The sequence below is a fragment of the Qipengyuania gelatinilytica genome (assembly GCF_019711315.1).
In the GTDB taxonomy this organism is placed as follows: Bacteria; Pseudomonadota; Alphaproteobacteria; order Sphingomonadales; family Sphingomonadaceae; genus Qipengyuania; species Qipengyuania gelatinilytica.
Window position 1 is genome coordinate 126,167 of the sequence record NZ_CP081294.1, and the last position, 23,450, is coordinate 149,616.

A 23,450-nucleotide genomic window follows, 5' to 3' on the forward strand; every position below is an offset into this window, starting at 1 on the left:
CCCGGCTTCGGGTCACCGGATACGGCTCTTGCGCATCCAGAGGATCGACCAGTCACCGTTGGTGACGCGGCGTGCAAGCCGGAAACCCTGCTTGCGGTAAGCGGTCCTTACCTCTGCCTCTTGCGTCTGCAGAAGCCCCGCCAGCAGCAGGCTGCCGCCTGGCGAAGTTACGTCGGCGAAATCGGGCGCGAGTTCGACCAGCGGTCCGGCAAGGATATTGGCGATCAGCAGGTCATAGGGAGCGCGCGCCTGTATCAGCGCGTCGTCGGTCCCCGGAGCGATGACCATGGTGAGTTCACCCGAGCCAGCCCCCATGGCAATGCCGTTGAGTTTGCAATTGTCCTCGACCACGCCTGCGCAGACATGGTCGATGTCCGAAGCTGTAGCCTTCGCGTCCGGCCAGAGATGCATGGCCGCAAAGGCCAGCAGGCCGGTCCCTGTCCCGATATCGGCATGATTGCGAACCACCAGCCCTTCGCGCTTCATCAGGTCGAGCATGGAGAGGCAGGCCGCAGTCGTTTCGTGCTGGCCGGTGCCGAAGGCCTGGCTGGCGGGAATGACGAAATCGACGCGGGTGTCATCGGCCGGATGTTCGGGTGTGCGCACGTGGAATCGGCCTGCGCGGATCGGATCGACGCCCAGCTGGCTCAGCGTCACCCAGTCTTCTTCGGGAAGCTTCTCGGTTGAGAAGGCCGGTGCTTTCCCGGCGAAGAGCGACGATACGGCACGCTTGTCCGCGGCGGTCGGCTTGTGGTCCAGCCATACCTCTAGGATCCAGTCGTCGGGCTTGTCCTCCGCTATCTCGCGACCGGAGACGACGAGTTCATCGGGGAAGTCCCACGCGTCTTCATGCGCCAGCAGCGCTGCCTGGACGGTCTTCTTGTCCGCCTCGCCGGAAAGCTTCCACGCGCTCACTGTGCCGCTTCCTTCGCAAGGCGTTCGTCGAGACGCTTGGTCAGGGCGTCGGCGTAGCGCTGGCATTCTCCCGGCTTGCCATAGGTGCCTTCGCGCCAACGCTCGATCATGTTGCTCGATGATGGGTGCGGGGTGGTCAGGATGTCGCACTGCAGGAACCGTACCTTGTCGATGCTCGTGCGGAAGGCACGCACCATCTCGGGGTGATCGGTAAAGCGGTACTCGTCCGCGGAAACAGCGGAAAGACTGTCGGCATAGACGATCCGGCTACAGACCGGCGGTTGGTCTGGCGGGGTGCAGGACCACCAACTCCAGCTTAGCGCACCCGGCGTGTGACCCGGAGTCTCGTGTGCGGTAATGGTGAGGTTCCCCAGCTCGACAGTCTCGCCATCGGATACGATCTTGCCGACCTCGACCGGCACCATGTCCGGATGCCCCGAAGCTGCCTGCGGATCGTCGGCTGCGACCTTGCCGCTTTCCAGCACCGGTGCGGCTCGCTCGGATGCCACGATCTGTGCGCCGGTTGCCTTCAGCAATTCGGCATGACCGCCCACGTGATCGAAATGTTCGTGGCTCATCAGGATGTAGCGGATGTCGGCCGGATCGAAACCGAGCGATCGGATGCTGGCAAGCACATGCGGAGCAGCCGCGTCCACGCCGCTGTCGATGAGGATGTGCCCTTTTTCGCCGGTCACCAGAATGGCGGAAATCCCGCAGGTGCCGACATACCAGCTATTGCCCATGAGCCGGAACGGCTGCGCCGGCTTGGCCCATTCGTCCCATTTCTCGCAGGCATCTACAAAACGTTCCGACGGGACCTCCGGAAGCGGGGCTGTCGCGCCAGCAAGCTTGTCCAGAACAGGCGCGTCGACCTGCGCACCGGCGCAAGCGGTCAGCGTAAAGGCGAGGGGGAGCAGGTATCTAGCGTACATAGCTCGCCCCGTTCGCATCCAGCGTCGCGCCCGTCATGCTCGGCGGGGCGTCCAATGCACAGAATTCGATGATCTTCGCGATTTCTTCCGGCTCGGCAACGCGGCCCAGCGGGATGTCGGCAAGTAAGCCGTCCCCGCCGCGGCTTTCCAGATAGTCGCCTGCCATCGCAGTGTCGGTGAAACCCGGCGTGATTGCGAAGCTGTAGATGCCTTCGTGAGCGTATGCTCGCGCAATGCTCTTGTGCATCGCCAGCATCCCGCCCTTGCTGGCGGCATAGTGCCAGTGTGCGGGCGAATCGCCGCGATGCCCGGCGCGGCTGGCGACATGGACGATCCGGCCTTCACAACCGCGCGCACGCCAGTGCTTGATCGCGAAGCGGCTCAATTGGGCCGAAGCGGTCAGGTTGATGCGCATGGTGTCTTCCCACGCATCGAGCCACTCGATGTCCGAACGATCGATCGGGTTGGGGTCGAACAGGCCCGCATTGTTGACGAGAACGTCGATCTTGCCGCCGGCGCGGGCGAGGGCAGCCTGCCACAATTCCTGCGGTGCAAAAGGCTCGCAGAAGTTGGCGGGAACCGTGTCGGTGGTGTCGCTGGAGGTCGCCTGGCCGATCACGGTGGCGCCGCGGGCTTCGAGCGAAGTCTTCGCCGCTGCGCCGATCCCGCGCGACGAGCCGGTGAGTAGAATGCGTGTCATGCATGACGCTATTCGAAACTTTGCGACAAATGTCGAGGCCGCGCGCCTTGCGTGGGACGCCAGCTTCGCTAAGTAGGCGCCAGAAATTCACGGCAACGGACGTAAACGCATGGCAAACCGCCCGCTTTCACCGCATCTGCAAATCTGGAAATGGGGCCCGCACATGCTGGTCTCGATCCTCCACCGCGTAACCGGGGACGGAATGGCCATCGTTGGCCTCGGCGTCCTGCTCTGGTGGCTGGGTGCGATGGCTGGCGGTGCCGGCTCTTATGCGACCTTTGCCGAATTCATGGGCTCGCCCATCGGGATGATCGTGCTGGTCGGTCTCAGCTGGGCGTTCTTTACCCACATGATGAGCGGCCTGCGGCACTTCGTGCTGGATATCGGCGCGGGCTACGAGCTCGATCTCAACAAGACCTGGTCGATCCTGTCGCCCATCATCGCAATCCTTCTGACGGCGGGCTTCTGGGCCGTCGTCCTGCTTCGCTAAGGGGCCGCAATCATGGCACACGACACCCCCATCAAACGCGTGCGCGGGCTGGGCTCGGCGCATGAAGGTGCACACCACTGGCTGGTCCAGCGCTTCACTGCCATCGGCAATCTTGTGCTGATGCTGTTCCTCGTGACCAGCCTCGCCCTGCTGCCGGCCTACGACTATGCGACGATGTCCGGCTGGGCCTCGCAGACGCTGCCCGCTACTGCGCTGGCACTGCTGATCGTCAGCGTTTTCTGGCACGCACGCCTTGGCCTGCAGGTGCTGGTGGAGGACTATGTCCATGACGCCGGCACCAAGTTTGCCACGCTTGCCCTTCTCAACCTTGCAACCATCGGCGGCGGCGCCTTCGGCCTTGTTTCGATCGCCCGTATCGCTCTTGGAGGAGCCGCCTGATGGCCCGCAACGACACTTTCGAAATCAACGGTCGCAGCTATCCCATCGTCGACCACACCTATGACACCGTCGTCGTCGGGGCCGGTGGCTCCGGCCTGCGCGCCACCATGGGCAGCGCCGAGGGCGGCCTGCGCACGGCCTGCATCACCAAGGTCTTCCCGACCCGTTCGCACACCGTTGCGGCGCAGGGCGGCATCGCCGCTTCGCTCGGCAACAACACGCCCGACCATTGGTCGTGGCACATGTACGATACGGTGAAAGGCTCCGACTGGCTCGGCGACCAGGACGCGATCGAATATATGGTCCGTGAAGCCCCGCAGGCGGTTTACGAGCTGGAGCATGCGGGCGTGCCTTTCAGCCGCAATGATGACGGCACGATCTACCAGCGGCCCTTCGGCGGTCACATGCAGAACATGGGCGAAGGCCCGCCGGTGCAGCGCACCTGCGCCGCGGCCGACCGTACCGGTCACGCCATGCTCCACGCGCTGTACCAGCAGAGCCTGAAGTACGATGCGGACTTCTTCATCGAATATTTCGCGCTCGACCTGATCATGGAAGACGGTCCCGACGGCAAGGTCTGCCGCGGCGTCATCGCCATGTGCCTCGACGACGGCACCATCCACCGCTTCCGCAGCCAGGCAGTCGTCCTTGCGACCGGCGGTTATGGCCGCTGCTACTTCACCGCGACCAGCGCCCACACCTGCACGGGTGACGGTGGCGGCATGGTGCTGCGCGCTGGCCTGCCGCTGCAGGACATGGAATTCGTCCAGTTCCACCCGACCGGCATCTACGGCGCGGGCGTGCTCATTACCGAAGGCGCGCGCGGCGAGGGCGGATACCTCACCAACTCCGAAGGCGAGCGTTTCATGGAACGCTATGCCCCTAGCGCCAAGGACCTCGCCTCGCGCGACGTCGTAAGCCGTTCGATGGCGCTGGAAATGCGCGAAGGCCGCGGCGTGGGCCCGGATGGCGACCACATCTACCTGCACCTCGATCATATCGATCCCAAGGTGCTGGGCGAGCGCCTTCCGGGCATCACCGAAAGCGGCAAGATCTTCGCAGGCGTCGACCTGACCAAGCAGCCGCTGCCGGTCACTCCGACAGTGCATTACAATATGGGCGGCATCCCCTGTAACTATCACGGCGAAGTGATGGCGGGCGATCCGAAGGATCCGGAAAAGATCGTCCCCGGCCTGTTCGCAGTCGGCGAAGCGGCCTGCGTTTCGGTCCACGGCGCAAACCGGCTCGGCTCGAACTCGCTGATCGACCTCGTGGTCTTTGGCCGTGCGACCGGTCATCGCCTCAAGGAAATCGTGAAACCCGGCATCAGCCAGGACGAACTGCCCAAGGACAGCGCAGACCTCGCGCTCACGCGTCTCGACCACTTCCGCTACGCCGACGGCTCCACCCCGACTGCGGCGCTGCGTGCCGACATGCAGAAGGGCATGCAGAAGCACGCTGCCGTGTTCCGCGACAGCAAGCTGCTGGCCGAAGGTGTCGAGGTCCTCAAGGACGTCAACAAGCGTATGGCCGACGTGAAGGTCCATGACCGCTCGCTGATCTGGAACAGCGACCTCATCGAAACCCTCGAGCTCGACAACCTCATGGCGCAGGCCAATGTCACCATGGCATCGGCCGAAAACCGCAAGGAAAGCCGCGGCGCCCACGCGCACGAGGACTTCCCCGATCGCGACGACAAGAACTGGATGAAGCACACCATCGCCTGGTTCGATGGCTGGGGCGGAAATGGCGGCGGCGTGAAGATCGACTATCGCCCGGTTCACGAATACACGCTGACGGACGATGTGAAGTACATCGAGCCGAAGAAGCGCGTTTACTGATGCGATGGCGGCGAGGCCTCGTTCTCGCCGCCATTTCGCTTTCGGCCTGTACGACACTTCCCGGCGCGCCTCCCACAGGCCTGGGCGCCGAAGCGTTCTATGCAAAGCACATAGACGCCAGCGGCATTCCTATTCTGTCGTCCCGGCAAGTGCCCGACGAAGCACTTCTCGCCGCCCGCGACATGACACGCGGCATGTTCGCTTACCGTCCCGAGCTGGCCGAATGGCTTGCTGCCAATGACTACCGCATCGCCATCATCGCCGAGGACGAGGCGTTGCTCGACCTCCCCGACAAGGCGCATTGGACCAAGCCTGCGCGCGACGATCCGCGGCTGACGCGGTGCGAGATCAAGCACTATGACGTGCGCATCGGGGCCAAGACCGACCGCCAGTATTGGGACGAGCGTGCGCGCGCCATCGGCGGCAAGCGCATGGCCGACGGGGCGGAAGATGTGCTGGGGCTGCCGTCGAGCCGCTATTACGGTGGAACCATCTATGTGCATGAGCTGGCGCATCTCGTGCTCGATGCGATCCAGGCGACCGATCCGGAGCTTTATTCCGAAGTCGAGGCTGCCTACGCCAATGCGCTGGCCACCGGACTGTGGTTCGAGGAATACAACACCACGACGATCCAGGAATACTGGGCGGAAGGCACGCAATTCTGGTTCAATTCTAACCGGATCCAGTCTTTCGACGGTCGGCGCATCCTCAACCATACCGATCTCGAAGCCTACGACCCTCAACTCTTCGCGGCCCTCGCCAAGGCCTATGGTTCGAGCCACCGGCTCAAATCCGATCCGTTCTGGATGAGCCCCGCACGGGTGCCGCCCGGACCGATCCCCGAGAATACCGCGGAGGTCTGCTGAAGAACCGCGGCAACGGTATCTTTACGTCCGCAGCCTACCCTGTGCGTTCAAGTGTTTGAAAGACGGGGTCAAAATGAGTTTCGGGCGCAAGGGTATCACATCGGGTGAGGAAGCGATGGGCGCTGCGGGCATGCGGCAGGGTTTCGGGCAATCGCCTGTGCAAAGCCTCGCCTCCGCGCCATCGGGAGCCGACGTGCGACGGTTTGACGTAACGCCCAATCCGCTCGTCATGCTCGCCTGCCTGCTGTTCTTCGGAGCAGTCGCCGCCTTCATGGCATATGAAATGGCCGATCCACGCGGATTGATACTCAACGGCTTGATCGAATTCGGTCCGCTCGGTGCCGACATTTTCTTTGGCGTCCTGGCGCTATCGGCAGCAGCGGGCGCATTCATCGGCGGTGCTGGCTTCATCACCAGCCTGAGCGGGAAAAGCTATCTGACGCTCGACGCGAATGCGATCGAGGGAACCACGGGTGTCTGGTCGCGCACCCCGGTGCGTATCCAGTATGGCCTCATCAAGGACATCAGCATGGACGAGTATGAGGGCAAGTTCAGCCTCAAGATCGTCGGTCGCGGAGGGGAAAAGATCGTCGCGCCATCGCAGAACTTCAATGCGATTGGCGAATTCGAGGAGTTCCTCGACCTGCTCAATGAGCGGATGGCGGCAGCCGGGCGTTAATCCTCCGCAGCCGGCTCCACACGCCTGACGTCGACGATCGTTACCGGCTCGGCCAGCATCTGGCCCTTCATCCAGCCTTCGCCTGCTTCGGGATCGCGCGGGCTGTCGTGGATTGCGAGGACCACGTCCATGCCGTCGACCACGTAGCCGAACACTGCGTAACCGGCCTTGAGATTGGGATCGTCGCTTTCGGGCTGGGCGTCGAGACCCTTCTGGTCCTTGATCATGATCGAGAAATCGCCTGTCGCGGTACCAGGATCGAGCCGCGCCATGGAGAGCGCGCCGTCTGTGTGGCTCAGACCCGTCTCGTTAGTGGGTTCATGAGCAATGCCGTCGAGAATTCGGTCGGGGTTGTTCTGGGTGCCGCCCTGCAGCAACCCGTTCGGCGGCTCACCCCAGTCGAGGTGCATCGCGCGGTAGAAGACCGTCCCGTCGAAACGGTCTTCTTCGGCATAGCGCAGGAAATTGCCCGCCGTAATCGGCGCGCGCTCGGTCTCCAACGCCACGGTAATTTCGCCCATCGTTGTCTCGAGCACGACGAGCACCGTTTGGAATTCTTCTGCTGTTTCGGGCGGTGGCGGTGCCTCCTCCTGCGCCGATAACGGGGTCGCAAGCAGGGCGAGGGGAGCGAGGAGGCGTGCAAACATGAGGCCGAGGATAACGGCCTGCTACCTGTCGTCCATCGAATTCTGGCGCTTGCGCACAGATCGCAGCTTGCACGATCGCTGCCCCTCACGCTTCCTGAACAGGCGTTCATCCACGCTTCATGTTTACATTCGTAATCGTGACGGCTACAGACGTAGTCGAACGTGTTTCAGGTGGGGAGTGATTCGAGATGGCGAAGCGCAAGCAGGGAGCGGGAGACCGCATCAGCGAAGCCGAGCACGCGGTCATGGAAGCGCTGTGGGACACGAGCCCGCTTTCTGCTGCCGAAGTGTGCGAGCGCGTGTGCACCGCCAACGACTGGTCCATCCCCACGGTGAAGACCCTCCTCAGCCGGCTCGTCGCGAAGAACGCCGTTGGCACCGAGCCGCAGGGCCGCAAGTTCCTCTATCATCCGCTCGTGGAACGCTCCGACTATGTTGGTGGTGAAAGCCGCCGCCTGGTCGACCGCCTGTTCGGCGGACGCGCAGCACCGCTCTTTGCCCATCTGGCAGAGAACGAAGCGCTGACGGACGCCGATCTCGAAGAGATCGAGGCCCTGCTGAAGGAGATGCGGAAATGACCGACCTCCTGAGGGAATACTGGGACTGGTTCCTGTTCGACACGCTGCTGTGGACCGGTGCGCTGATCGCACTCGTCATGTTGCTGCGCCGCCCCGTCGCGCGCCATTTCGGTGCAGGCGCTGCCTATGCCCTGTGGTTCCTGCCGCTGGCCCGCCTGTTTGTGCCGCCATTTACGCTACCGGCGTGGATTCGCCCGCTGGCCGAGACCGCAAGCGAGGGCGAGGCGAGCTTCGCGATGACCGCCGAAACGATCGTCATGCCGATTGCAGAGCCGGGTGCTGGCGCTCCTGCGGTCGTTGCCGCCGCGGCCGAACCGGTCGACTTCCTCACCCCGCTGCTCCTGCTGTGGCTGGGTGGCGCCCTCGTGATGCTGGTCCGCCGCTTCTGGCTGTATTTCGCGCTGCGCCGCGAATTGCTCGCCGAAGCGCGTGCAGTGGGAGAGGTCGGTTCGATCCGCCTCATCGAGACCCCGGCCATTTCCGGCCCTATGGCCTTCGGTGTGCTCGACCGGGTCATCGCTCTGCCCGAAGGTTTCATGACGAGCCGCGCCCGCCAGGCCCGCGATCTTGCCATCGCGCACGAGCTTGCACACCATCGCGGAGGCGATCTGATCGTCAACATGGCGGTGCAGCCGCTGTTCGCGATCCACTGGTTCAATCCGCTTGGCTATCTTGGCTGGAACGCGCTGCGTCGCGACCAGGAAGCTTTCTGCGACACGCGCGTCGTCGCCGCCCGTTCCCACGAGGAACGTGCCACCTACGCAAGTGTCATCGCCGATTTCGCGCGCCTTCCGGCGATCGCGCCGCGCCCTGCGCTGGCCGCGCCGATGGCCTGTCCGGTTCTGGGGGACAAGTCGATAATCCATCGTTTGAGGAGCTTATCAATGTCCGATATTTCACCGCGTCGTCGCCTTACCGGGCGCGCCGCAATCGCGGGGGCTTTCCTGGCCGTGCCGCTCACCGCATCTGTTTGCTACGCCGACAGCGTCGCACCTTCGCTGATCGCTTCCGTGTCCGCTGCCGAAGTCGCCGAGGAGTGGCAGGACCGCGAGGAAACCACCGAGGAAATGGTGGAGATCGAGCGCGAACTCGATGAGGCCGAGCGCGAACTCGCCGAAGCCGAAGTCGAGATGGAAGAAGCTCGGCAGGAAATCATCGAGATCGAGCGCGAGATGGAGGAAGACGGCAAGGAACGCCGCATCGAGAAGCGCCGCATCGTCGTCAACGGCAAGGAATGGAACGAGTTGAGCGATGCCGACAAGGCAGAGCTCCGCGCAGAGATGGCCAAGCTGCGCGAGCAGTTTGCCGAAGGCGGCGAATTCCGCGTCGAGATGGACAAGGTCCGCGAACAGTTTGGCGAGAAGGGCGAGCTGCGCCGCGAAATCCGCCTCGCTGTTGCCGAGACCCAGGAAGCCGGCAAGATGGCTCCGGAAGTCGTTGTGAGCTGCAAGGAAGAGAACTCGCCGGTCACGTCGGAAACCGACGCCAACGGCAAGACGACGCTGTTCGTGTGCGAAACGGCTGCCGACAAGCTCGCACTGAGCGCAATGAAATCGGCCCGTGCTGCGATTGCGGCTGAAAAGTCCCTGAGCGCCGAAGAGCGTGCAGAGGCCCTGCGCTCGCTCGATGCGGAAATCGCCGAGCTCAACAAGAAGAAATAACTGGCGCAGGGACTGCGGGTCCTGCGTACCCCGACGGCCGGTGCAGCGATGCGCCGGCCGTTTCTGTTCATATGCGCGCAATTCAATGCGCATTCAGTTCATCGCTCACAAAGCACGTTTCATCGCACTAACGATGGAGGTGAGCGATGCAAGAAAGATCCCCCGGTTTCAAACTTCTCCTGACCGGACTGGTCGGGTTCGTCCTGATGATACCCCTGCTGATGGTTTACGGCCTGGTGTCCGACAGGCAGCACCAGGCCCGAGTGGCGCAGGATGCAATCACCGCAGGGTCGGGCGGGGCGCAGGTCGTTTCCGGGCCGGTTCTCGTCATTCCCTATGAAGAGCAGCGCGTGACCAATGAGACGGTCAACGGCATTGCTGCCACCCGCACGCAGACGATCCGCAAGCAGCTTTTCCTGTCGCCGGACAGGCACTCGATCGAGACAGAGCTACAGCCAGAGCGCAAGAAGAAGGCGCTCTACGAGACGGTCATTTACCTCGCGAAGATGGACGGTGAGGCACGCTTCGTGCTGCCTTCCGATCTCTCGCGCTTCGGCGTGACGCGCGAGCAGCTGCTGCTGGACGAGACGCAGATCCGCTTCGGCACCTCCGACCCGCGGGGGCTGCGCGCCGTGGCGGATGTGCGGGTCGGCGGAAAGCGCATCGAGCTCGAGCCGGGTGAAGGCGTACGCTCCAGCGGCGGTGCCGGTTTCAGCGGTACGATCGACTGGTCGGACGGCGGGCCGCTCCCGGTCGAATATGCCTATACGATCCGTGGCAGCCGCTCGCTTACTCTCGTACCGCGCGGCGGGCAGACCGACTGGAACGTATCGTCGACCTGGCAGCATCCCGGATTTGGCGGGAGCTTCCTGCCCGATAGCAGCGACATCTCTTCGGAAGGTTTTGCCGCAAGCTGGTCGATCGGCAATCTCGCACTTGGCCAGTCCATGGTCACGCAGGAAGACCTGCCTCCGGTGCGCGACCTCGGTACAGGCGGTGATCCGGCCTATGACCGCATGGAGGACCGGCAGGTAGGCACCAGCAAGTCCGCCACGATCAGCATGGTCGAACCTGCCGACATTTACTCGCAGGTGGATCGCAGCGTGAAGTACGGCTTCCTGTTCATCGGCTTCACCTTCCTTGCCTTCCTGCTGTTCGATGTGGTCGGCGGTGCGAGGGTCGCGGCGGCAGAGTATCTGCTGACCGGCGCAGGGCTGGTGCTTTTCTTCGTGCTGCTGCTCGCCTTTGCGGAGGTGGTCGGCTTCGCTCTGGCCTATGTCGTCGCGAGTGCTGCGATCATCGGATTGCTGACGGCTTACAGCGCGGCGGTGTTGGGCGGGTGGAAGCGCGCTGGCTTTATCGGCGTGTTGCTCTCGATCCTTTACGCAGGGCTCTACGTGCTGCTCAGCCTCGAGGCGGCATCGCTGATCGTCGGATCGGTGACGATGTTCTTCGCCCTCGCAGGCGTCATGTACGCGACGCGCAACGTCGAATGGTCGCGGGTCGGCCAGAACGAGGAAGCGCCGGAAGCCTGATCTTTCGGGCGCAAAAAGAAGGGGCGCGGCCATCGCTGGTCGCGCCCCTTTTTTGTTTGTGTAGTGGGTCTAGCGGACCACGGTAATCTCGTCGCAGGCCGCGTCATTGCCCTGAAGTCCGAGGCGCAAGGCCTGGCTGCGCTGGGCACTCGTGCCGTGTGTAAAGTTCTCGGACGAGACGCGCCCGCCGGTCAGCCGGTCATCGCCGATGGCGGCGGCTGCCTGCATGCCTTCCTCGATATCGCCTGGTTCGATCAGGTTGCGATTCCGGCCCGCCCAGACACCGGCATAGCAATCGGCCTGCAATTCCATGCGGACCTGGAGCTGGTTGGCCTGGGCCCTGCTGGCGCGCTGCTGGGCGCTGCGGATCTGGCCGGAAATTCCGGTGATCGTCTGGATGTGATGACCGTATTCATGCGCGAGGACGTAATAGCGCGCGAAGTCACCGCGATTGCCCGCCATGCGAGCCAGCTGGTCATAGAAGCTGGTGTCTATGTAGATCGTCTGGTCGGCAGGGCAGTAGAACGGACCCGAGGCGGAGGTCGCGCTGCCGCAGCCGTCGGTGGTGACGCGGCCATTGCGGAAAAGGTCGAGCGTGGGTTGCTGGAAGCGGTCGCCAAGGCCCTGTTCCTGGAAAACGCGCGCCCATGTCTGGTTGAGCGACTGCAGGCCGTTGCAGGCCTCGAGCGCATATTCGCTCGAATTGCAGATTTCCTGCTCGTTGGTACTTGCCGGGCCGGATTGCTGGCCGGTCTGTTGTACGCTTTCGACGGTCGAGATCGTCTGCATCGGGTCGAGGCCGAAGGCGAAATATCCGATGGCAGCAAGGACGATCGTGCCGCAGCCGATCCCGCCGGCCTTGCCGACGCCGCCTCCGCCGCCGCTCGAACGGACCTTGATGTTATCGCTATTGAACGGATTGAGACGCATCGTAATCCCCCATCATTGGCCGCTTTACAGAGCCGCGCATGTGCGCGATGGCCGTTGTCGATTGTATCCCTAACGCTCGGAGAGCCAAATGTTTCTCGAAGGAAAGCGCGCACTTGTCACCGGATCGACCAGCGGCATCGGCCTGGCCATCGCAAGGTCGCTTGCAGGCGAGGGGGCGAAGGTCGTGCTCAACGGCTTTGGCGACGAGGCGGAGATCGCTCAGCTTTGCGAGGAACTTGGGGCAACCCATAGCGGCGCAGACCTTACGGATGTGGCCCAGATCGAGCAGATGATGTCCGAGGCAGGCTCCATCGACATCCTCGTCAACAATGCAGGCATGCAGCACGTCTCGCCGGTTGAGGATTTTCCGGTCGCCAAGTGGGACACCATCATTGCGCTCAACCTCACCGCCGCCTTCCACACCACACGGCTTGCGGTGCCGGGGATGAAAGAGAAGGGCTGGGGCCGCATCATCAACACTGCCAGCGCACACTCGAAGGTCGCCTCGCCCTTCAAGAGCGCTTACAACTCCGCCAAGCACGGCCTCGACGGTTTCACCAAGACCATCGCGCTGGAACTGGCCGAACATGGCGTGACCGCTAATTGCATCAGCCCCGGCTATGTCTGGACCCCGCTGGTCGAAAACCAGATCCCCGACACGATGAAGGCTCGTGGTCTCACCCGCGAGCAGGTCATCAACGACGTGCTGCTGGTGAAGCAGGCTACCAAGAAGTTCGTCCAGCCCGAGGAAATCGGCGCGCTGGCGGTCTTCCTCTGCCGCGACGAGGCCCAGAATGTGAACGGCGCCAACTGGAGCGTCGATGGCGGTTGGACGGCGGAGTAAACAGCTTTCGGCGGAATTCCGAGAGGCACTAGCTAGTTTCACAAACCGTCGTTACATGGGCCGCCACATTGACCCCCGGCAGGCGATTCTTCACGTGGCACATCTCGACATTCCCCTCGGTCTTACATTCGACGACGTTCTCCTGCGTCCGGCCGAGAGCGATATCCTTCCCTCGATGGCGAATACCGCCACGCGGCTGACGCGCGAGATCGAGCTCAACATTCCCGTCATCTCGTCTGCCATGGACACGGTGACCGAGGCCGATATGGCCATCGCCATGGCGCAGCTGGGCGGCATTGGCGTGCTCCACCGCAATTTCGAGGTCGATGAGCAGGCCGCCGCGGTGCGTGCGGTGAAGCGCTACGAGAGCGGCATGGTGGTCAATCCCATCACCATCCTGCCCACTGCCACGCTGGGCGATGCGCAGCAGATCATGACCGCCAACCGTATCAGCGGCATTCCGGTGACCGATCGCAGCGGCAAGCTGGTCGGCATCCTGACCAATCGCGACGTGCGCTTTGCCGAAAACCCGAACCAGCCCGTCAGCGAACTGATGACGACCGAAAACCTCGCCACCGTGCCGCTCGGTACCGGCCAGGAAGAGGCGCGCCGCCTGCTGCACCAGCGCCGGATCGAGAAGCTGCTGGTCGTGGACGATGGCGGCCGCTGTGTCGGCCTCATCACCGTCAAGGATATCGAGAAGGCCGTCGCCTATCCGCATGCCACCAAGGACGAGCAGGGCCGCCTGCGCGTTGCCGCCGCCAGCACCGTCGGTGACAAGGGCTTCGAGCGCACCGAGGCGCTGATCGATGCGGGCGTGGACGTGGTCGTGATCGACACGGCTCATGGCCACAACAAGGAAGTCTCCAAGGCTGTCGAGCGGGTCAAGAAGCTCTCCAACTCGGTGCAGGTCATTGCGGGTAATGTCGCGACCGGCGAAGCCACCAGGGCGCTGTGCGGAGCAGGTGCGGACGCAGTGAAGGTCGGCATCGGCCCGGGCTCGATCTGCACCACGCGCGTCGTTGCCGGTGTCGGCGTGCCGCAGCTCACCGCGATCATGGACAGCGTCGAAGCAGCCGAAAAGCAGGGCGTGCCGGTCATCGGCGATGGCGGCCTTCGCACCAGCGGCGATGCGGCCAAGGCGCTGGCTGCGGGTGCCTCCTCGATCATGGTCGGCTCGATGCTTGCAGGTACCGAGGAAGCTCCGGGCGAAACCTTCATCTACCAGGGCCGCAGCTACAAGAGCTATCGCGGCATGGGCAGCGTGGGCGCAATGGCGCGCGGCAGTGCCGATCGCTACTTCCAGGCCGACGTGTCGCAGCAGAAGCTCGTGCCCGAAGGCATCGAAGGCCAAGTGCCCTACAAGGGCCCGGCAGCAGCTGTGGTCCACCAGCTCGTCGGCGGCATCAAGGCGGCCATGGGCTACACCGGCAGCGCCACGATCGAAGACCTGCGCAAGCGCGCCCAGTTCGTTCGCATCACCAACGCGGGCCTCACTGAGAGCCACGTCCACGATGTGTCGATCACCCGCGAGGCACCGAACTATCCGACGCGTTGATCGGAGCCGGGGCCGATGACACCCGCTGCACGCGTCCAGACCTCGATCGAGCTGCTCGATGCGATCATCGAGGCAGCAAAGTCGAAAGGCGCGCCTGCCGACCGGATCCTGGCCGACTGGTTCCGCAACAACCGCTTCGCTGGCTCCAAGGATCGCCGAGCGATCCGCGAACTGGTGTTCTCGGCAATTCGTGCCTGCGGGCCCATTCCTGAGAGCGGTCGGGCCGCCATGCTGCGCCTTGCCGAGACGGACGATGCCATTGCCCCGCTGTTCGACGGATCGAACTATGGTCCGGCCCAAGTCGGCGAGACCGAGGCTGTGGCAAACGGCGGCGTTGCGCCCCAATGGCTGAGTGCCCGCTTGGCGAAATCCGCTGTCGAGGGTCAGGAGGCGGAAGCCCTGCTGGGCCGCGCTCCGCTCGATCTGCGGGTCAACACCCTCAAGGCCGACCGTGCAACGCTGACGCTGCCTGCTGAAACCGCCAACACCGATGCCCCCAATGGTCTTCGTCTCGAACCCGGAACGCAGGTCGAGCAATGGCCCGAGTGGCGCGAAGGCAAGTTCGAGGTGCAGGACACCGGCTCACAGCTCGCTTGCCTCGCCGTCGATGCACAGCCGGGCGAGACCGTGATCGACCTGTGCGCAGGGGGAGGGGGCAAGACGCTCGCGCTGGCAGCTGCGATGGACAATCTCGGCAAGCTCGTCGCCTCCGATACCGACCGCAACCGCCTCTCGCGTCTTTCTCCGCGTGCAGAGCGTGCGGGAGCCACGAATATCGAAACGCGCCTGCTTAATCCGAAGCGCGAGTTCGAGGCGCTTTCCGATCTCGAGGGGCAGGCCGATGCGGTCATGGTCGACGCGCCCTGTTCGGGCACCGGTACGTGGCGCCGCAATCCGGAGGCCCGCTGGCGTCTGGATGAGGGTGAACTTTCAAGATTAACCGCGCTCCAGGCCGAAATCTTCGATCTCGCGGCGCGTCTGGTGAAACCCGGCGGTCGCCTGATCTACGTCACATGCTCGCTCCTGGACGAAGAAGGCGCGGGCCAGTTCGACGCATTTCTCCAGCGTCATCAGGATTTTACCGCGCAGCAATTCGATCTTCCGGTCGGTTCACCGCGCGGGAACGGGATCCGGCTGACACCGTACCATGACGGCACGGACGGATTTTTCATCGCCCGTGCAGGTAGATCGTGATAGCTTTTTGCTTATGGCTAAAGATCAGCCTTCCGCGAAGAGATCGCTACCGGAGACGATAATGCGTTTTGCACCTGCCGCCGCTGCCCTTTCACTGGCCCTTGCCATGACCGCAAGCGTGAGTGTCGGACAGGAACGCGATCCGGCACCGCGCGCGGCGATGCTGATTGCCGACGGCAAGACGGCTCTTGCTTCCGGAGATACGCAAGGCGCGATCGACGCATTCGAAGCCGCGCTGACGGTCGATCCGGGCTACACCCCGATCTTCCTCAACCTGGCCGAGGCTGCCCGCCAAGAGAAGCTTCAGGGCAAGGCGATCCGCTTTTACCGCGAGGCGCTGGAACGCGATCCCGACAACCTTGCCGCCATTGCGGGCGAGGGCGAAGCGCTGGCGGAAAAGGGCGCCTTGGAGAAGGCTCGCCTGAGCCTTGCCAAGGTCCAGTCGCTGTGTGGCGACAGCTGCCCGGAAACGCGCGGTCTTGCCAACGCGATTGCAACAAGTGCGCGCGCCCAGGTCGTCACTGCCGAGGCGAATGTACCTGACGCTGCGACGCCGCAGTCGAACTAAGGTCGTTCAAACCAGCTCCCGAAACTCTTCCAGAACCGCGCGGTAGACGCGCTTCTTGAACGGTACGATCAGCTCGGGCAGCTGCTCGGCATCGACCCATTTCCAGTCGCAGAATTCGGGCGGATCGTGCGCTTCGAGATCGATATCCGCATCCGTGCCGGAAAACCGCGCGAGGAACCAGATCTGCTCCTGCCCCCGGTATTTCCCGCCCCATAGCTTGCCCATGAGTTCTTCGGGCAGGTCGTAACGGATCGGTTCGCGGGTCTGGCCGACCAGCGAGACATGCTCGGCCTTTGCACCGGTTTCCTCCGCGAGTTCGCGTAGCGCGGCTTCCTTCAGGTCTTCGCCCTCGTCCACTCCGCCCTGGGGCATCTGCCACCAGTCGCCTTCGCGATTGTCGATCCTGCGACCGACGAAGACGCGGCCCTCGTTGTTGACCAGCATTACGCCGACACAGGGCCGGTATCCGAGATCATTCACTTATAGCGCTCCACCATCAATTCAACTGCATCGAGGAAGGCGTCGAGATCCTTCTGCCCGCTGGGCATTGCCTTCCTAAGCGTCGTAAAGCCATGAATGATACCGGGAAATTCCAGATAAACCACCTCGGTGCCCTGCTGGATGAGGTGGGCTGCATATTCCCGGCCTGAATCGCGCAGCGGATCGAGCCCTGCCGTACACACGACCGTGGGCGGTGTGTTCGAGCAGTCGCCGACCATCGGTGTATGGCGCGGATCGCTGGCATCGCCGCCATATTGGTCGGTGAACCACGCCATGCTGGCCGCGGTTAGCAGGAAGCCCTCTGCAAAGTGCTTGAGGCTGGAATGCTGGCTGACATCGCTGGCGACCGGATAGATCGGTGCCTGCACGATGACGGGAACATCGGCAGGCTCGTTGACCAGCTGGTTCGTGGTAACGATCGTGAGATTGCCGCCCGCGCTGTCGCCTGTGATGACCAGCCCGCTGATCTCGCGGCCCAGCGCTTCGGGCGAGGAGGCAATCCAGCGCGCCGCAGCCTCGCAATCGTCGGGCGCGGCGGGGAAGGGGTGCTCGGGTGCGAGCCGGTATTCGACCGACACCACCGGAAGGTCGAGCCGGTAGGCGATTTCGGTGCAGAGCGAGTTGTAGACCTCGACATCGCCGATCACGAAGCCGCCGCCGTGGATGAAGACCACGCAGGGCCCCGCCTCGCGGGTTTCCTTCGCATCGTAGAAGCGCAGCGGGATCTCGCCTGCAGGGCCGGGGCAGGTGAGGTCCTTCACCACAGCAAGATCACGGGCAGGTGCTTCCGCAAGCGCACCAAGCGTCTTCATCTGGGTGCGGCCTTCCTCGGCGCCGACTTCCTCGACGCCCTGGCCTCCCATGGCCTCCAGCATATCGAGGAAGGCGCGTACATCGTCCCGCACGAAGTGTTCGGTATCGGCCATGGTCTCTCTCCCTTTCGTTGCAAAAAGGGACTAACCTTCTCGCTCGCGCTTTTCCACTGCGCTTTTTACCGCTAGCAGAGAAACTTCATTGCGAGAGAGAGGGGCGGGTCCTAGGTGGCGCTCCCCGAGAGACAGCGCCGCATTGGCGCGCGACAAGGAATTGACCGGATGGCAACAGCCGCCAGCCTGCCGCAAGACGGCCTCCCCGCATCCCCCGAAGCGATCGTTGTGCGATTTGCCGGCGACTCGGGTGACGGCATGCAGCTAACCGGGGGGCAATTCACACTCTCCACCGCCTTGGCGGGCAACGATCTTGCGACATTCCCAGATTTCCCTGCCGAAATCCGCGCGCCGCAGGGCACGCTGTTCGGTGTCTCGGCGTTCCAGATCAATTTCGGCAGCCGCGAGATCAACACCGCAGGCGACGCGCCCGACGTACTCGTGGCGATGAACCCGGCGGCGCTCAAGGTGAACCTCGCCGCCCTGAAGCCGGGCGGCCTCATCATTGCCGACACCGGCGCCTTCACCAAGCGCAACCTCGACAAGGCGCATTACGAAGCCAATCCGCTGGAAGACGGCAGCCTCGCCAAGTTCGATGTGCTGGCCTTCGACATCAGCGAGAAGACCATCGAGGCGGTGAAGCCCTTCGGTCTCGGCAACAAGGATGCGCTGCGTTCGAAGAACATGTGGACGCTGGGCCTCGCGCTATGGATGTTCGACCGTCCTCGCGAACCGATCCACGACTGGCTGAAGCAGAAGTTCAAGTCCAAGCCCGAGATCGCGGACGCGAATATTGCGGCTCTCGATGCCGGCCATGCCTATGGCGAGACGGCGGAACTCGCGGGGCCACTCAAGCAGGTCCATGTCGACCCCGTTCCCAGCGCGCCGGGTCTCTACCGCACAGTCACCGGGGCAGAGGCAGTCAGCCTCGGCCTTGTGGCAGGTTCGCAGCTTGCCGAACTGCCGATGTTCTTCGGCGGCTATCCGATTACGCCTGCCTCGGCGATCCTTCACCACCTCGCGAGGCTGAAGGAATTCGGCGTCACCACCTTCCAGGCGGAGGACGAGATCGCCGCGATCTGCGCCGCTATCGGTGCGAGCTATGCCGGGCAGCTGGGTGTCACCAGCTCGTCGGGTCCCGGTATCGCGCTCAAGACCGAGGCGATCGGCCTTGGCATCATGACGGAACTTCCGCTGGTAATCGTGAACTCGCAGCGCGGAGGCCCGTCGACCGGCCTTCCGACCAAGACCGAACAGAGCGATCTTTACCAGGCGGTCTACGGCCGCAATGGCGATGCGCCCATGCCGGTGATCGCGGCGCGCAGCCCTTCGGATGCGTTCGAGGTGGCCATCGAGGCCTGCCGCATCGCGGTCGAATACATGACCCCGGTGATGCTGCTGACCGACGGCTATATCGCCAATGCTGCCGAGCCGTGGAAGGTGCCGAACCCGGCCGATTTCGAGCCTTTCCCTGCGCAGTTCCTCACCGAACCGCGCGGCGAACAGCTTCTCCCGTACAAGCGCAACGAGAAGGGCGCGCGTCCGTGGATCAAGCCCGGCACGCCCGGCATGATGCACCGCATCGGGGGCATCGAGAAGCACGAGCTGACGGGCAATATCGACTATTCGCCCGACAACCATCAGCGCATGACCGACCTGCGCAAGTCGAAGGTCGACAATATCGAAGTGCCGGATCAGGAAGTCTGCCTTGGCGAGACTTCGGGCAAGCTGGCCGTGGTTGGCTGGGGCTCGACCTTCGGGCCGATCCACCGCGCGGTCGACAACTGCCGCGCCAAGGGCATGGATGTGAGCCACATCCACGTGCGCCACATCTGGCCGATGCCCGCCAACATGGGCGACCTGCTCAGGAGCTTCGACCACGTGCTCGTGCCCGAAATGAATACTGGCCAGTTCAAGACCGTGCTGCGCGACCAGTTCCTCGTCGATGCGCAGCCGCTGACGAAAACCAGCGGCCAACCGTTCCAGATCGCCGAACTCGAAGCGGAGATCGGCAAGTTCTTCGACGGTATTCCCGGCAACGAGGGCGGGCAGGTGCCCGCTAACGACCAGCAGCTTCCCAGCACGGAAGGAGGCGCGAAATGAACGCTCCCGCCAAGATCGAAACCACCCTCAAGGACTGGGAAACCGACCAGGAGGTTCGCTGGTGCCCGGGCTGCGGGGACTATGCGATCCTCAAGGCCGTGCAGCGCACGCTGCCGCAGCTGGGCGCGGACCCTGCGAACACGGTCTTTATCAGCGGTATCGGCTGTTCGAGCCGTTTCCCCTATTACATCGAGAGCTACGGCTTCCACACGATCCACGGCCGCGCGCCGGCATTTGCGACTGGCGCGAAGCTTGCCAATCCGGACCTCGACGTGTGGCTGGTGACGGGCGATGGCGACGGGCTTTCCATCGGCGGCAACCATCTGATGCATGTGCTGCGCCGCAACGTGAACATGCAGATCATGCTGTTCAACAACGAGATTTACGGCCTCACCAAGGGGCAGGCGTCCCCGACCAGCCGCGAAGGGACCAAGTCGCCTTCGACCCCGATCGGCAGCTACGACCATCCCGCCCGCCCGGCAGCATTCGCTCTGGGCAGCGGTGCGCGCTTCATCGGGCGCGGGTTCGACGTGTCGAAGAACCTGCCCGATGTTCTCAAGGCTGCGCACGCCCACAAGGGCGCGGCCTTTATCGAGATCTTCCAGAACTGCATCGTCTACAACAAGGACGTCTTCAACGACTTCGCCGCGCCCAAGGGTGCCGAGGATCGCCAGCTGTGGCTGGAAGAAGGCAAACCCATGCTGTTCGCCAATGATACCAAGGGTATCGCGCTGAACCGCGAAACGCTCAGCCTTGAAGTCGTCGACGTGAGCGATGGCGATTGGGAAGCGGCTGGCGTGATCGTCCACGATGTCACCAACCGCTCGGTCGCCCATATGCTGATCGAGATGCCCTTCGGCGAATTCCCGATGGCGCTCGGCGTCCTCTACGACGACCCGCGCCCGACCTTCGAGGATGCGGTCATCGAGGAACGGAAGAAGGCGAGCGAGGGCAAGGAAGCCAATCTCGCGAAACTGCTCGGCAAGGGGCAGACCTGGACTGTCAGCGGCACGGCGCAGGACCCGATTTAAAGGCTTTCCTCGCTTTCGGTCGTGTCACCCGCGGGCTGTTCGATCTGGTGGCGCCTCTGCATGGTGATGGCAATCATCCCCATCAGCAGCGCCCAGGCGAGTCCGACCAGCCAGCCTGCCGCGACGTCGGTCGGCCAGTGGACGCCTAGATACAGGCGCGAGAACCCGATGGTCAGGGTCGCAAGCGCGGCGAGCCCGACGATGAAACTGCGCGTGCGCGGGTCTTCGTAACTGCGCGCAATCAGCACGGCGAGCGTGAGGTAGATGATCGCACTGTTCATCGCGTGTCCGCTGGGAAAGCTGCCCGAACTGACCTCCGCAAGATGCGGCACGACATCCGGGCGCGCGCGGGAGAAGAGCGATTTCAGGATACCGCTGAGGATCGCCCCGCCGCCGACCGCCGCCGCTACCAGCAAGGCCTGCCGATAGCGCTTGCGCAGAAGCAGGAAGCTCAAGGCAACCAGGGTGACGAGCGTAAGGATCGTCTCGCTTCCCATGGCGGTGATGTCCACCATGGCGGTCTGGATGAAGTGCGGCCCGATGGGGGTGGCGAGATCATCGGAATGGCGCAGGGCCAGGAGGAAATTCTTGTCGAAGGCGCCGAAGTCGCCCTCCATCATTTCTCCCGCCAGCGCGCCGAAGGTGACGGCGAGGCCGATTGCGGCGACGAAGCCCAGCAGGAGCCGGTATTCGTCCTGGATTTTCTGCCAAAGGCCTTGCGCGATGCGAAGCAATTGCGGAGTGGTCATGACAGCCTAACCCACAAGGCGGGCAATCGGGCATCGGCAGGAGGAAATGCTTGGACAATCTGACGCACAGCCTTGTGGGCGCATTGCTGGGGCAGGCGGGGCTGAAGAGGAAAACGGGCCTCGCGATGCCCGCGCTCATCATCGGGGCGAACCTGCCCGATGTGGATGCGGCCTGCTTCTTCTGGCTGGAGGGCGTCGAGCACCTTGGCTTCCGCCGCGGCATCACGCATGGCCCGCCGGCGCTGGTTATCCTGCCGCTGATACTGGCGGGGCTGCTCTACGGCTTCGACCGCTGGCAGGCGAAGCGCGGCAAGAGGCCTGAAGGCCGGCTACCGGTCAGCTTCAAATGGCTGTTCCTCCTGAGCTTCATCGGCTGCCTGACCCACCCGGCGCTAGACTGGCTCAACGTCTACGGCATCCGCCTGCTCGAGCCTTTCTCGAGCCAGTGGTTCTACGGCGACACGCTGTTCATCATCGACATATGGCTGTGGGCGCTGATGGGGTTTGCCGTATGGTTCTCGCTCCGGCGCGAGAGGCGGGGCGGGAACTGGACGCGCCCTGCGCGGATCGCGATCCTTTTCGTTCTTGCCTATATCGGTGGCAATTACGCCTTTTCGCGAGATATGGCGCAATTCGGCTCTCTCGACGTGTCCTTCGAGAAGCCGATACCTGCGCCTGTGCCTCTAGCCTTCTGGCGGCGCGACCTGATCTTTTCCGATCGCAACGGACGGTATCTCGTCCTGCCGGGTTACAGCGATTTCTCGCGCGCAGGCACACGGTCCATCCGTTTGGGCGATGGCTTTATCCCCTCGTGCGATCTTGCCGAGCTGCGGCGCACCAACAGCCAGGTCGATGCTTTTCTGTTCTGGTCGCGCGTGCCGATGGTCGAGCGACGCGGGGATGGAAGTCTATGGCTGCGTGATGCGCGCTTTGCCGACCCGATGGTGGGCGACCGGTTCTCCGTACCCCTGCCGAGCGATAGCTGTTCCGAGTATTTCAACTGGCGGCAGGATCGAGGCGCCTCGCCGCCGGACTATCCGCCGCCGCCTTCGCCGGGCGATACAGCACCGCCGCCGCCAGAAACGCCCAGCCTGCGCCGCCCAGCCAGCCGGCCGTGACATCGCTGGGGAAGTGTACGCCGAGCATCACGCGGCTCCAGGCGACCATGGCGGATAACACCATGGCGAAACCGATGATGGTGTAGCGGACCGTGTGGTTCCTGCTCAGCGCGGCAAAGGCGATGGCCATGCCGATGTAGACTACCGCGGCCGAAAAGCTGTGGCCGGAGGGGAAACTCTCGCCGCCAGCCTCGGTCAAATGGGGCACGATTTGCGGGCGCTCGCGTCCGACCAGCAGCTTGACACCGGTGTTGGCGAGCCAGCCGGTGATGACCGTGGCAGCGTAGAGGAATGCCTCGCGCCGCAGCTTGAGGAACAGCAGCGCCACCACCGCCACAAGCGCGAAGAGGTTGCGCAGGAACACACCGCCCAGCGCGGTCACATCGCGCACGCTTTCGAAGATCACTTCCGGGCCTGCGGGATGCAAATCCGCGCCCGTGCGATAGGACAAAAGCCCCCATTCGTCGAACGCGCCGGTCCTCCCGTTGAGGACCAGCCAGACCATCATCGCGAAGCCGGTCCAGCAGATCGCCGCCGCGATCAGCGCCTTCTTGCGGTTGATGGTGAAGCCGCGCTCGGGAACCACCATGGTCTCGGCGGGAATGGGGGCTTCGCCCTGTTTAACCGTGGCGGCTTTCGTTCTTTCCATGAGGGGAGGAACATTTGCCCGCGCATTTCCGTTCCG

General features: G+C 63.6%; 23 protein-coding genes and 1 pseudogene. 15 read left to right on the forward strand and 9 right to left on the reverse strand.

Annotated features, from left to right (window positions below; translation table 11 throughout):
• Window positions 1–12: 12 nt before the first annotated feature.
• From K3136_RS00650 to K3136_RS00660, 3 genes are read right to left on the reverse strand one after another with little or no spacing between them, the layout of a single operon-like run.
• Complete coding sequence (locus K3136_RS00650; protein WP_247711386.1) at window positions 13–915, reverse strand: 50S ribosomal protein L11 methyltransferase; 903 nt, start codon at window positions 913–915, stop codon at window positions 13–15.
• Entirely contained in the window at window positions 912–1,847 is a 936-nt protein-coding gene (gene bla, locus K3136_RS00655) for a subclass B3 metallo-beta-lactamase (protein WP_221431012.1), read from the reverse strand. Before bla ends, K3136_RS00650 begins: the two co-directional genes overlap by 4 nt.
• Complete coding sequence (locus K3136_RS00660; protein WP_221431013.1) at window positions 1,837–2,547, reverse strand: SDR family NAD(P)-dependent oxidoreductase; 711 nt, start codon at window positions 2,545–2,547, stop codon at window positions 1,837–1,839. Before K3136_RS00660 ends, bla begins: the two co-directional genes overlap by 11 nt.
• Before the next feature lie 109 nt (window positions 2,548–2,656).
• Between K3136_RS00660 and sdhC the strand changes: the two genes are divergently transcribed.
• The 5 genes from sdhC (at window position 2,657) to K3136_RS00685 (ending at window position 6,822) form a co-directional block, all read left to right on the forward strand.
• The gene (gene sdhC / locus K3136_RS00665; RefSeq protein ID WP_221431014.1) at window positions 2,657–3,037 is read left to right on the forward strand and encodes a succinate dehydrogenase, cytochrome b556 subunit; all 381 of its coding nucleotides are present in this window, start codon (window positions 2,657–2,659) and stop codon (window positions 3,035–3,037) included.
• A gap of 12 nt (window positions 3,038–3,049) precedes the next feature.
• On the forward strand, window positions 3,050–3,436 hold the full coding sequence (sdhD, locus tag K3136_RS00670) for a succinate dehydrogenase, hydrophobic membrane anchor protein (RefSeq protein ID WP_221431015.1): 387 nt from the start codon (window positions 3,050–3,052) through the stop codon (window positions 3,434–3,436).
• Window positions 3,436–5,277, forward strand: a complete 1,842-nt coding sequence (sdhA, locus tag K3136_RS00675; protein WP_221431016.1) for a succinate dehydrogenase flavoprotein subunit — start codon at window positions 3,436–3,438, stop codon at window positions 5,275–5,277. Before sdhD ends, sdhA begins: the two co-directional genes overlap by 1 nt.
• 149 nt (window positions 5,278–5,426) lie before the next feature.
• Window positions 5,427–6,143, forward strand: a complete 717-nt coding sequence (locus K3136_RS00680; protein WP_247711387.1) for a glycoside hydrolase — start codon at window positions 5,427–5,429, stop codon at window positions 6,141–6,143.
• A gap of 73 nt (window positions 6,144–6,216) precedes the next feature.
• Window positions 6,217–6,822: a hypothetical protein gene (locus tag K3136_RS00685; protein ID WP_221431018.1), complete on the forward strand. Its 606-nt coding sequence runs from the start codon at window positions 6,217–6,219 to the stop codon at window positions 6,820–6,822.
• Here K3136_RS00685 and K3136_RS00690 read toward each other — a convergent pair.
• Window positions 6,819–7,469, reverse strand: coding sequence for a peptidylprolyl isomerase (locus tag K3136_RS00690; RefSeq protein ID WP_221431019.1), 651 nt, complete (start codon window positions 7,467–7,469; stop codon window positions 6,819–6,821). The genes K3136_RS00685 and K3136_RS00690 overlap by 4 nt on opposite strands.
• Before the next feature lie 188 nt (window positions 7,470–7,657).
• Here K3136_RS00690 and K3136_RS00695 point away from each other — a divergent pair, with 188 nt between their 5' ends.
• From K3136_RS00695 to creD, 3 genes are all read left to right on the forward strand, one after another.
• Complete coding sequence (locus K3136_RS00695; RefSeq protein WP_221431020.1) at window positions 7,658–8,047, forward strand: BlaI/MecI/CopY family transcriptional regulator; 390 nt, start codon at window positions 7,658–7,660, stop codon at window positions 8,045–8,047.
• The gene (locus K3136_RS00700; protein WP_221431021.1) at window positions 8,044–9,708 is read left to right on the forward strand and encodes a M56 family metallopeptidase; all 1,665 of its coding nucleotides are present in this window, start codon (window positions 8,044–8,046) and stop codon (window positions 9,706–9,708) included. The genes K3136_RS00695 and K3136_RS00700 overlap by 4 nt, the downstream gene beginning before the upstream one ends.
• A 146-nt stretch (window positions 9,709–9,854) precedes the next feature.
• Window positions 9,855–11,243 (forward strand): cell envelope integrity protein CreD, encoded by a 1,389-nt coding sequence (gene creD, locus K3136_RS00705; protein WP_221431022.1) that lies wholly within the window; start codon window positions 9,855–9,857, stop codon window positions 11,241–11,243.
• Window positions 11,244–11,312: 69 nt separating this feature from the next.
• Here the strand turns inward: creD and ypfJ are convergent, their stop codons facing one another.
• Window positions 11,313–12,173 carry a KPN_02809 family neutral zinc metallopeptidase gene (ypfJ, locus tag K3136_RS00710; RefSeq protein ID WP_221431023.1) on the reverse strand — a complete coding sequence of 287 codons (861 nt, stop codon included), beginning with the start codon at window positions 12,171–12,173 and terminating at the stop codon, window positions 11,313–11,315.
• 88 nt (window positions 12,174–12,261) lie between these two features.
• Between ypfJ and K3136_RS00715 the strand changes: the two genes are divergently transcribed.
• The 4 genes from K3136_RS00715 (at window position 12,262) to K3136_RS00730 (ending at window position 16,337) form a co-directional block, all read left to right on the forward strand.
• Entirely contained in the window at window positions 12,262–13,017 is a 756-nt protein-coding gene (locus K3136_RS00715; protein WP_221431024.1) for a 3-hydroxybutyrate dehydrogenase, read from the forward strand.
• 55 nt (window positions 13,018–13,072) lie between these two features.
• Window positions 13,073–14,575 (forward strand): IMP dehydrogenase, encoded by a 1,503-nt coding sequence (guaB, locus tag K3136_RS00720; RefSeq protein ID WP_221431025.1) that lies wholly within the window; start codon window positions 13,073–13,075, stop codon window positions 14,573–14,575.
• A gap of 15 nt (window positions 14,576–14,590) precedes the next feature.
• The gene (locus K3136_RS00725) at window positions 14,591–15,769 is read left to right on the forward strand and encodes an RsmB/NOP family class I SAM-dependent RNA methyltransferase (protein ID WP_221431026.1); all 1,179 of its coding nucleotides are present in this window, start codon (window positions 14,591–14,593) and stop codon (window positions 15,767–15,769) included.
• A gap of 61 nt (window positions 15,770–15,830) precedes the next feature.
• Window positions 15,831–16,337, forward strand: a complete 507-nt coding sequence (locus K3136_RS00730; RefSeq protein WP_221431027.1) for a tetratricopeptide repeat protein — start codon at window positions 15,831–15,833, stop codon at window positions 16,335–16,337.
• A 6-nt stretch (window positions 16,338–16,343) separates the two neighbouring features.
• Here the strand turns inward: K3136_RS00730 and K3136_RS00735 are convergent, their stop codons facing one another.
• Both K3136_RS00735 and K3136_RS00740 read right to left on the reverse strand, forming a co-directional pair.
• Window positions 16,344–16,817, reverse strand: coding sequence for an RNA pyrophosphohydrolase (locus K3136_RS00735; RefSeq protein WP_221431028.1), 474 nt, complete (start codon window positions 16,815–16,817; stop codon window positions 16,344–16,346).
• A complete protein-coding gene (locus tag K3136_RS00740) occupies window positions 16,814–17,764 on the reverse strand; it encodes an alpha/beta hydrolase (RefSeq protein WP_221431029.1) in 951 nt (316 codons plus the stop codon). The genes K3136_RS00735 and K3136_RS00740 overlap by 4 nt, the downstream gene beginning before the upstream one ends.
• Before the next feature lie 168 nt (window positions 17,765–17,932).
• On the opposite strand from K3136_RS00740, the gene K3136_RS00745 reads away from it, so the two are divergent.
• The gene (locus tag K3136_RS00745) at window positions 17,933–19,867 is read left to right on the forward strand and encodes a 2-oxoacid:acceptor oxidoreductase subunit alpha (RefSeq protein ID WP_221431030.1); all 1,935 of its coding nucleotides are present in this window, start codon (window positions 17,933–17,935) and stop codon (window positions 19,865–19,867) included.
• A complete protein-coding gene (locus K3136_RS00750) occupies window positions 19,864–20,898 on the forward strand; it encodes a 2-oxoacid:ferredoxin oxidoreductase subunit beta (RefSeq protein ID WP_221431031.1) in 1,035 nt (344 codons plus the stop codon). Before K3136_RS00745 ends, K3136_RS00750 begins: the two co-directional genes overlap by 4 nt.
• Here K3136_RS00750 and K3136_RS00755 read toward each other — a convergent pair.
• Entirely contained in the window at window positions 20,895–21,647 is a 753-nt protein-coding gene (locus tag K3136_RS00755; protein WP_221431032.1) for a phosphatase PAP2 family protein, read from the reverse strand. The genes K3136_RS00750 and K3136_RS00755 overlap by 4 nt on opposite strands.
• A gap of 50 nt (window positions 21,648–21,697) precedes the next feature.
• Here K3136_RS00755 and K3136_RS14165 point away from each other — a divergent pair, with 50 nt between their 5' ends.
• A complete protein-coding gene (locus tag K3136_RS14165) occupies window positions 21,698–22,765 on the forward strand; it encodes a metal-dependent hydrolase (RefSeq protein WP_221431033.1) in 1,068 nt (355 codons plus the stop codon).
• Window positions 22,766–22,769: 4 nt separating this feature from the next.
• Here K3136_RS14165 and K3136_RS14025 read toward each other — a convergent pair.
• Window positions 22,770–23,414 (reverse strand): annotated as a pseudogene (locus K3136_RS14025) (phosphatase PAP2 family protein); the annotation flags it as partial.
• Between the last annotated feature and the right edge of the window lie 36 nt (window positions 23,415–23,450).

Excerpts from the sequence above, each read along its gene's own strand:
- K3136_RS00690 (WP_221431019.1), bottom strand. The coding sequence starts at position 7,469 with ATGTTTGCACGCCTCCTCGCTCCCCTCGCCCTGCTTGCGACCCCGTTA.
- K3136_RS00695 (WP_221431020.1), top strand. The coding sequence starts at position 7,658 with ATGGCGAAGCGCAAGCAGGGAGCGGGAGACCGCATCAGCGAAGCCGAG.
- K3136_RS00745 (WP_221431030.1), top strand. The coding sequence starts at position 17,933 with ATGGCAACAGCCGCCAGCCTGCCGCAAGACGGCCTCCCCGCATCCCCC.
- K3136_RS00700 (WP_221431021.1), top strand. The coding sequence starts at position 8,044 with ATGACCGACCTCCTGAGGGAATACTGGGACTGGTTCCTGTTCGACACG.
- sdhC (WP_221431014.1), top strand. The coding sequence starts at position 2,657 with ATGGCAAACCGCCCGCTTTCACCGCATCTGCAAATCTGGAAATGGGGC.
- K3136_RS00685 (WP_221431018.1), top strand. The coding sequence starts at position 6,217 with ATGAGTTTCGGGCGCAAGGGTATCACATCGGGTGAGGAAGCGATGGGC.
- K3136_RS00715 (WP_221431024.1), top strand. The coding sequence starts at position 12,262 with ATGTTTCTCGAAGGAAAGCGCGCACTTGTCACCGGATCGACCAGCGGC.
- guaB (WP_221431025.1), top strand. The coding sequence starts at position 13,073 with ATGGGCCGCCACATTGACCCCCGGCAGGCGATTCTTCACGTGGCACAT.
- K3136_RS00750 (WP_221431031.1), top strand. The coding sequence starts at position 19,864 with ATGAACGCTCCCGCCAAGATCGAAACCACCCTCAAGGACTGGGAAACC.
- K3136_RS00725 (WP_221431026.1), top strand. The coding sequence starts at position 14,591 with ATGACACCCGCTGCACGCGTCCAGACCTCGATCGAGCTGCTCGATGCG.
- K3136_RS00755 (WP_221431032.1), bottom strand. The coding sequence starts at position 21,647 with ATGACCACTCCGCAATTGCTTCGCATCGCGCAAGGCCTTTGGCAGAAA.
- K3136_RS00740 (WP_221431029.1), bottom strand. The coding sequence starts at position 17,764 with ATGGCCGATACCGAACACTTCGTGCGGGACGATGTACGCGCCTTCCTC.
- sdhD (WP_221431015.1), top strand. The coding sequence starts at position 3,050 with ATGGCACACGACACCCCCATCAAACGCGTGCGCGGGCTGGGCTCGGCG.
- bla (WP_221431012.1), bottom strand. The coding sequence starts at position 1,847 with ATGTACGCTAGATACCTGCTCCCCCTCGCCTTTACGCTGACCGCTTGC.
- K3136_RS00660 (WP_221431013.1), bottom strand. The coding sequence starts at position 2,547 with ATGACACGCATTCTACTCACCGGCTCGTCGCGCGGGATCGGCGCAGCG.
- ypfJ (WP_221431023.1), bottom strand. The coding sequence starts at position 12,173 with ATGCGTCTCAATCCGTTCAATAGCGATAACATCAAGGTCCGTTCGAGC.
- sdhA (WP_221431016.1), top strand. The coding sequence starts at position 3,436 with ATGGCCCGCAACGACACTTTCGAAATCAACGGTCGCAGCTATCCCATC.
- K3136_RS00730 (WP_221431027.1), top strand. The coding sequence starts at position 15,831 with ATGCGTTTTGCACCTGCCGCCGCTGCCCTTTCACTGGCCCTTGCCATG.
- creD (WP_221431022.1), top strand. The coding sequence starts at position 9,855 with ATGCAAGAAAGATCCCCCGGTTTCAAACTTCTCCTGACCGGACTGGTC.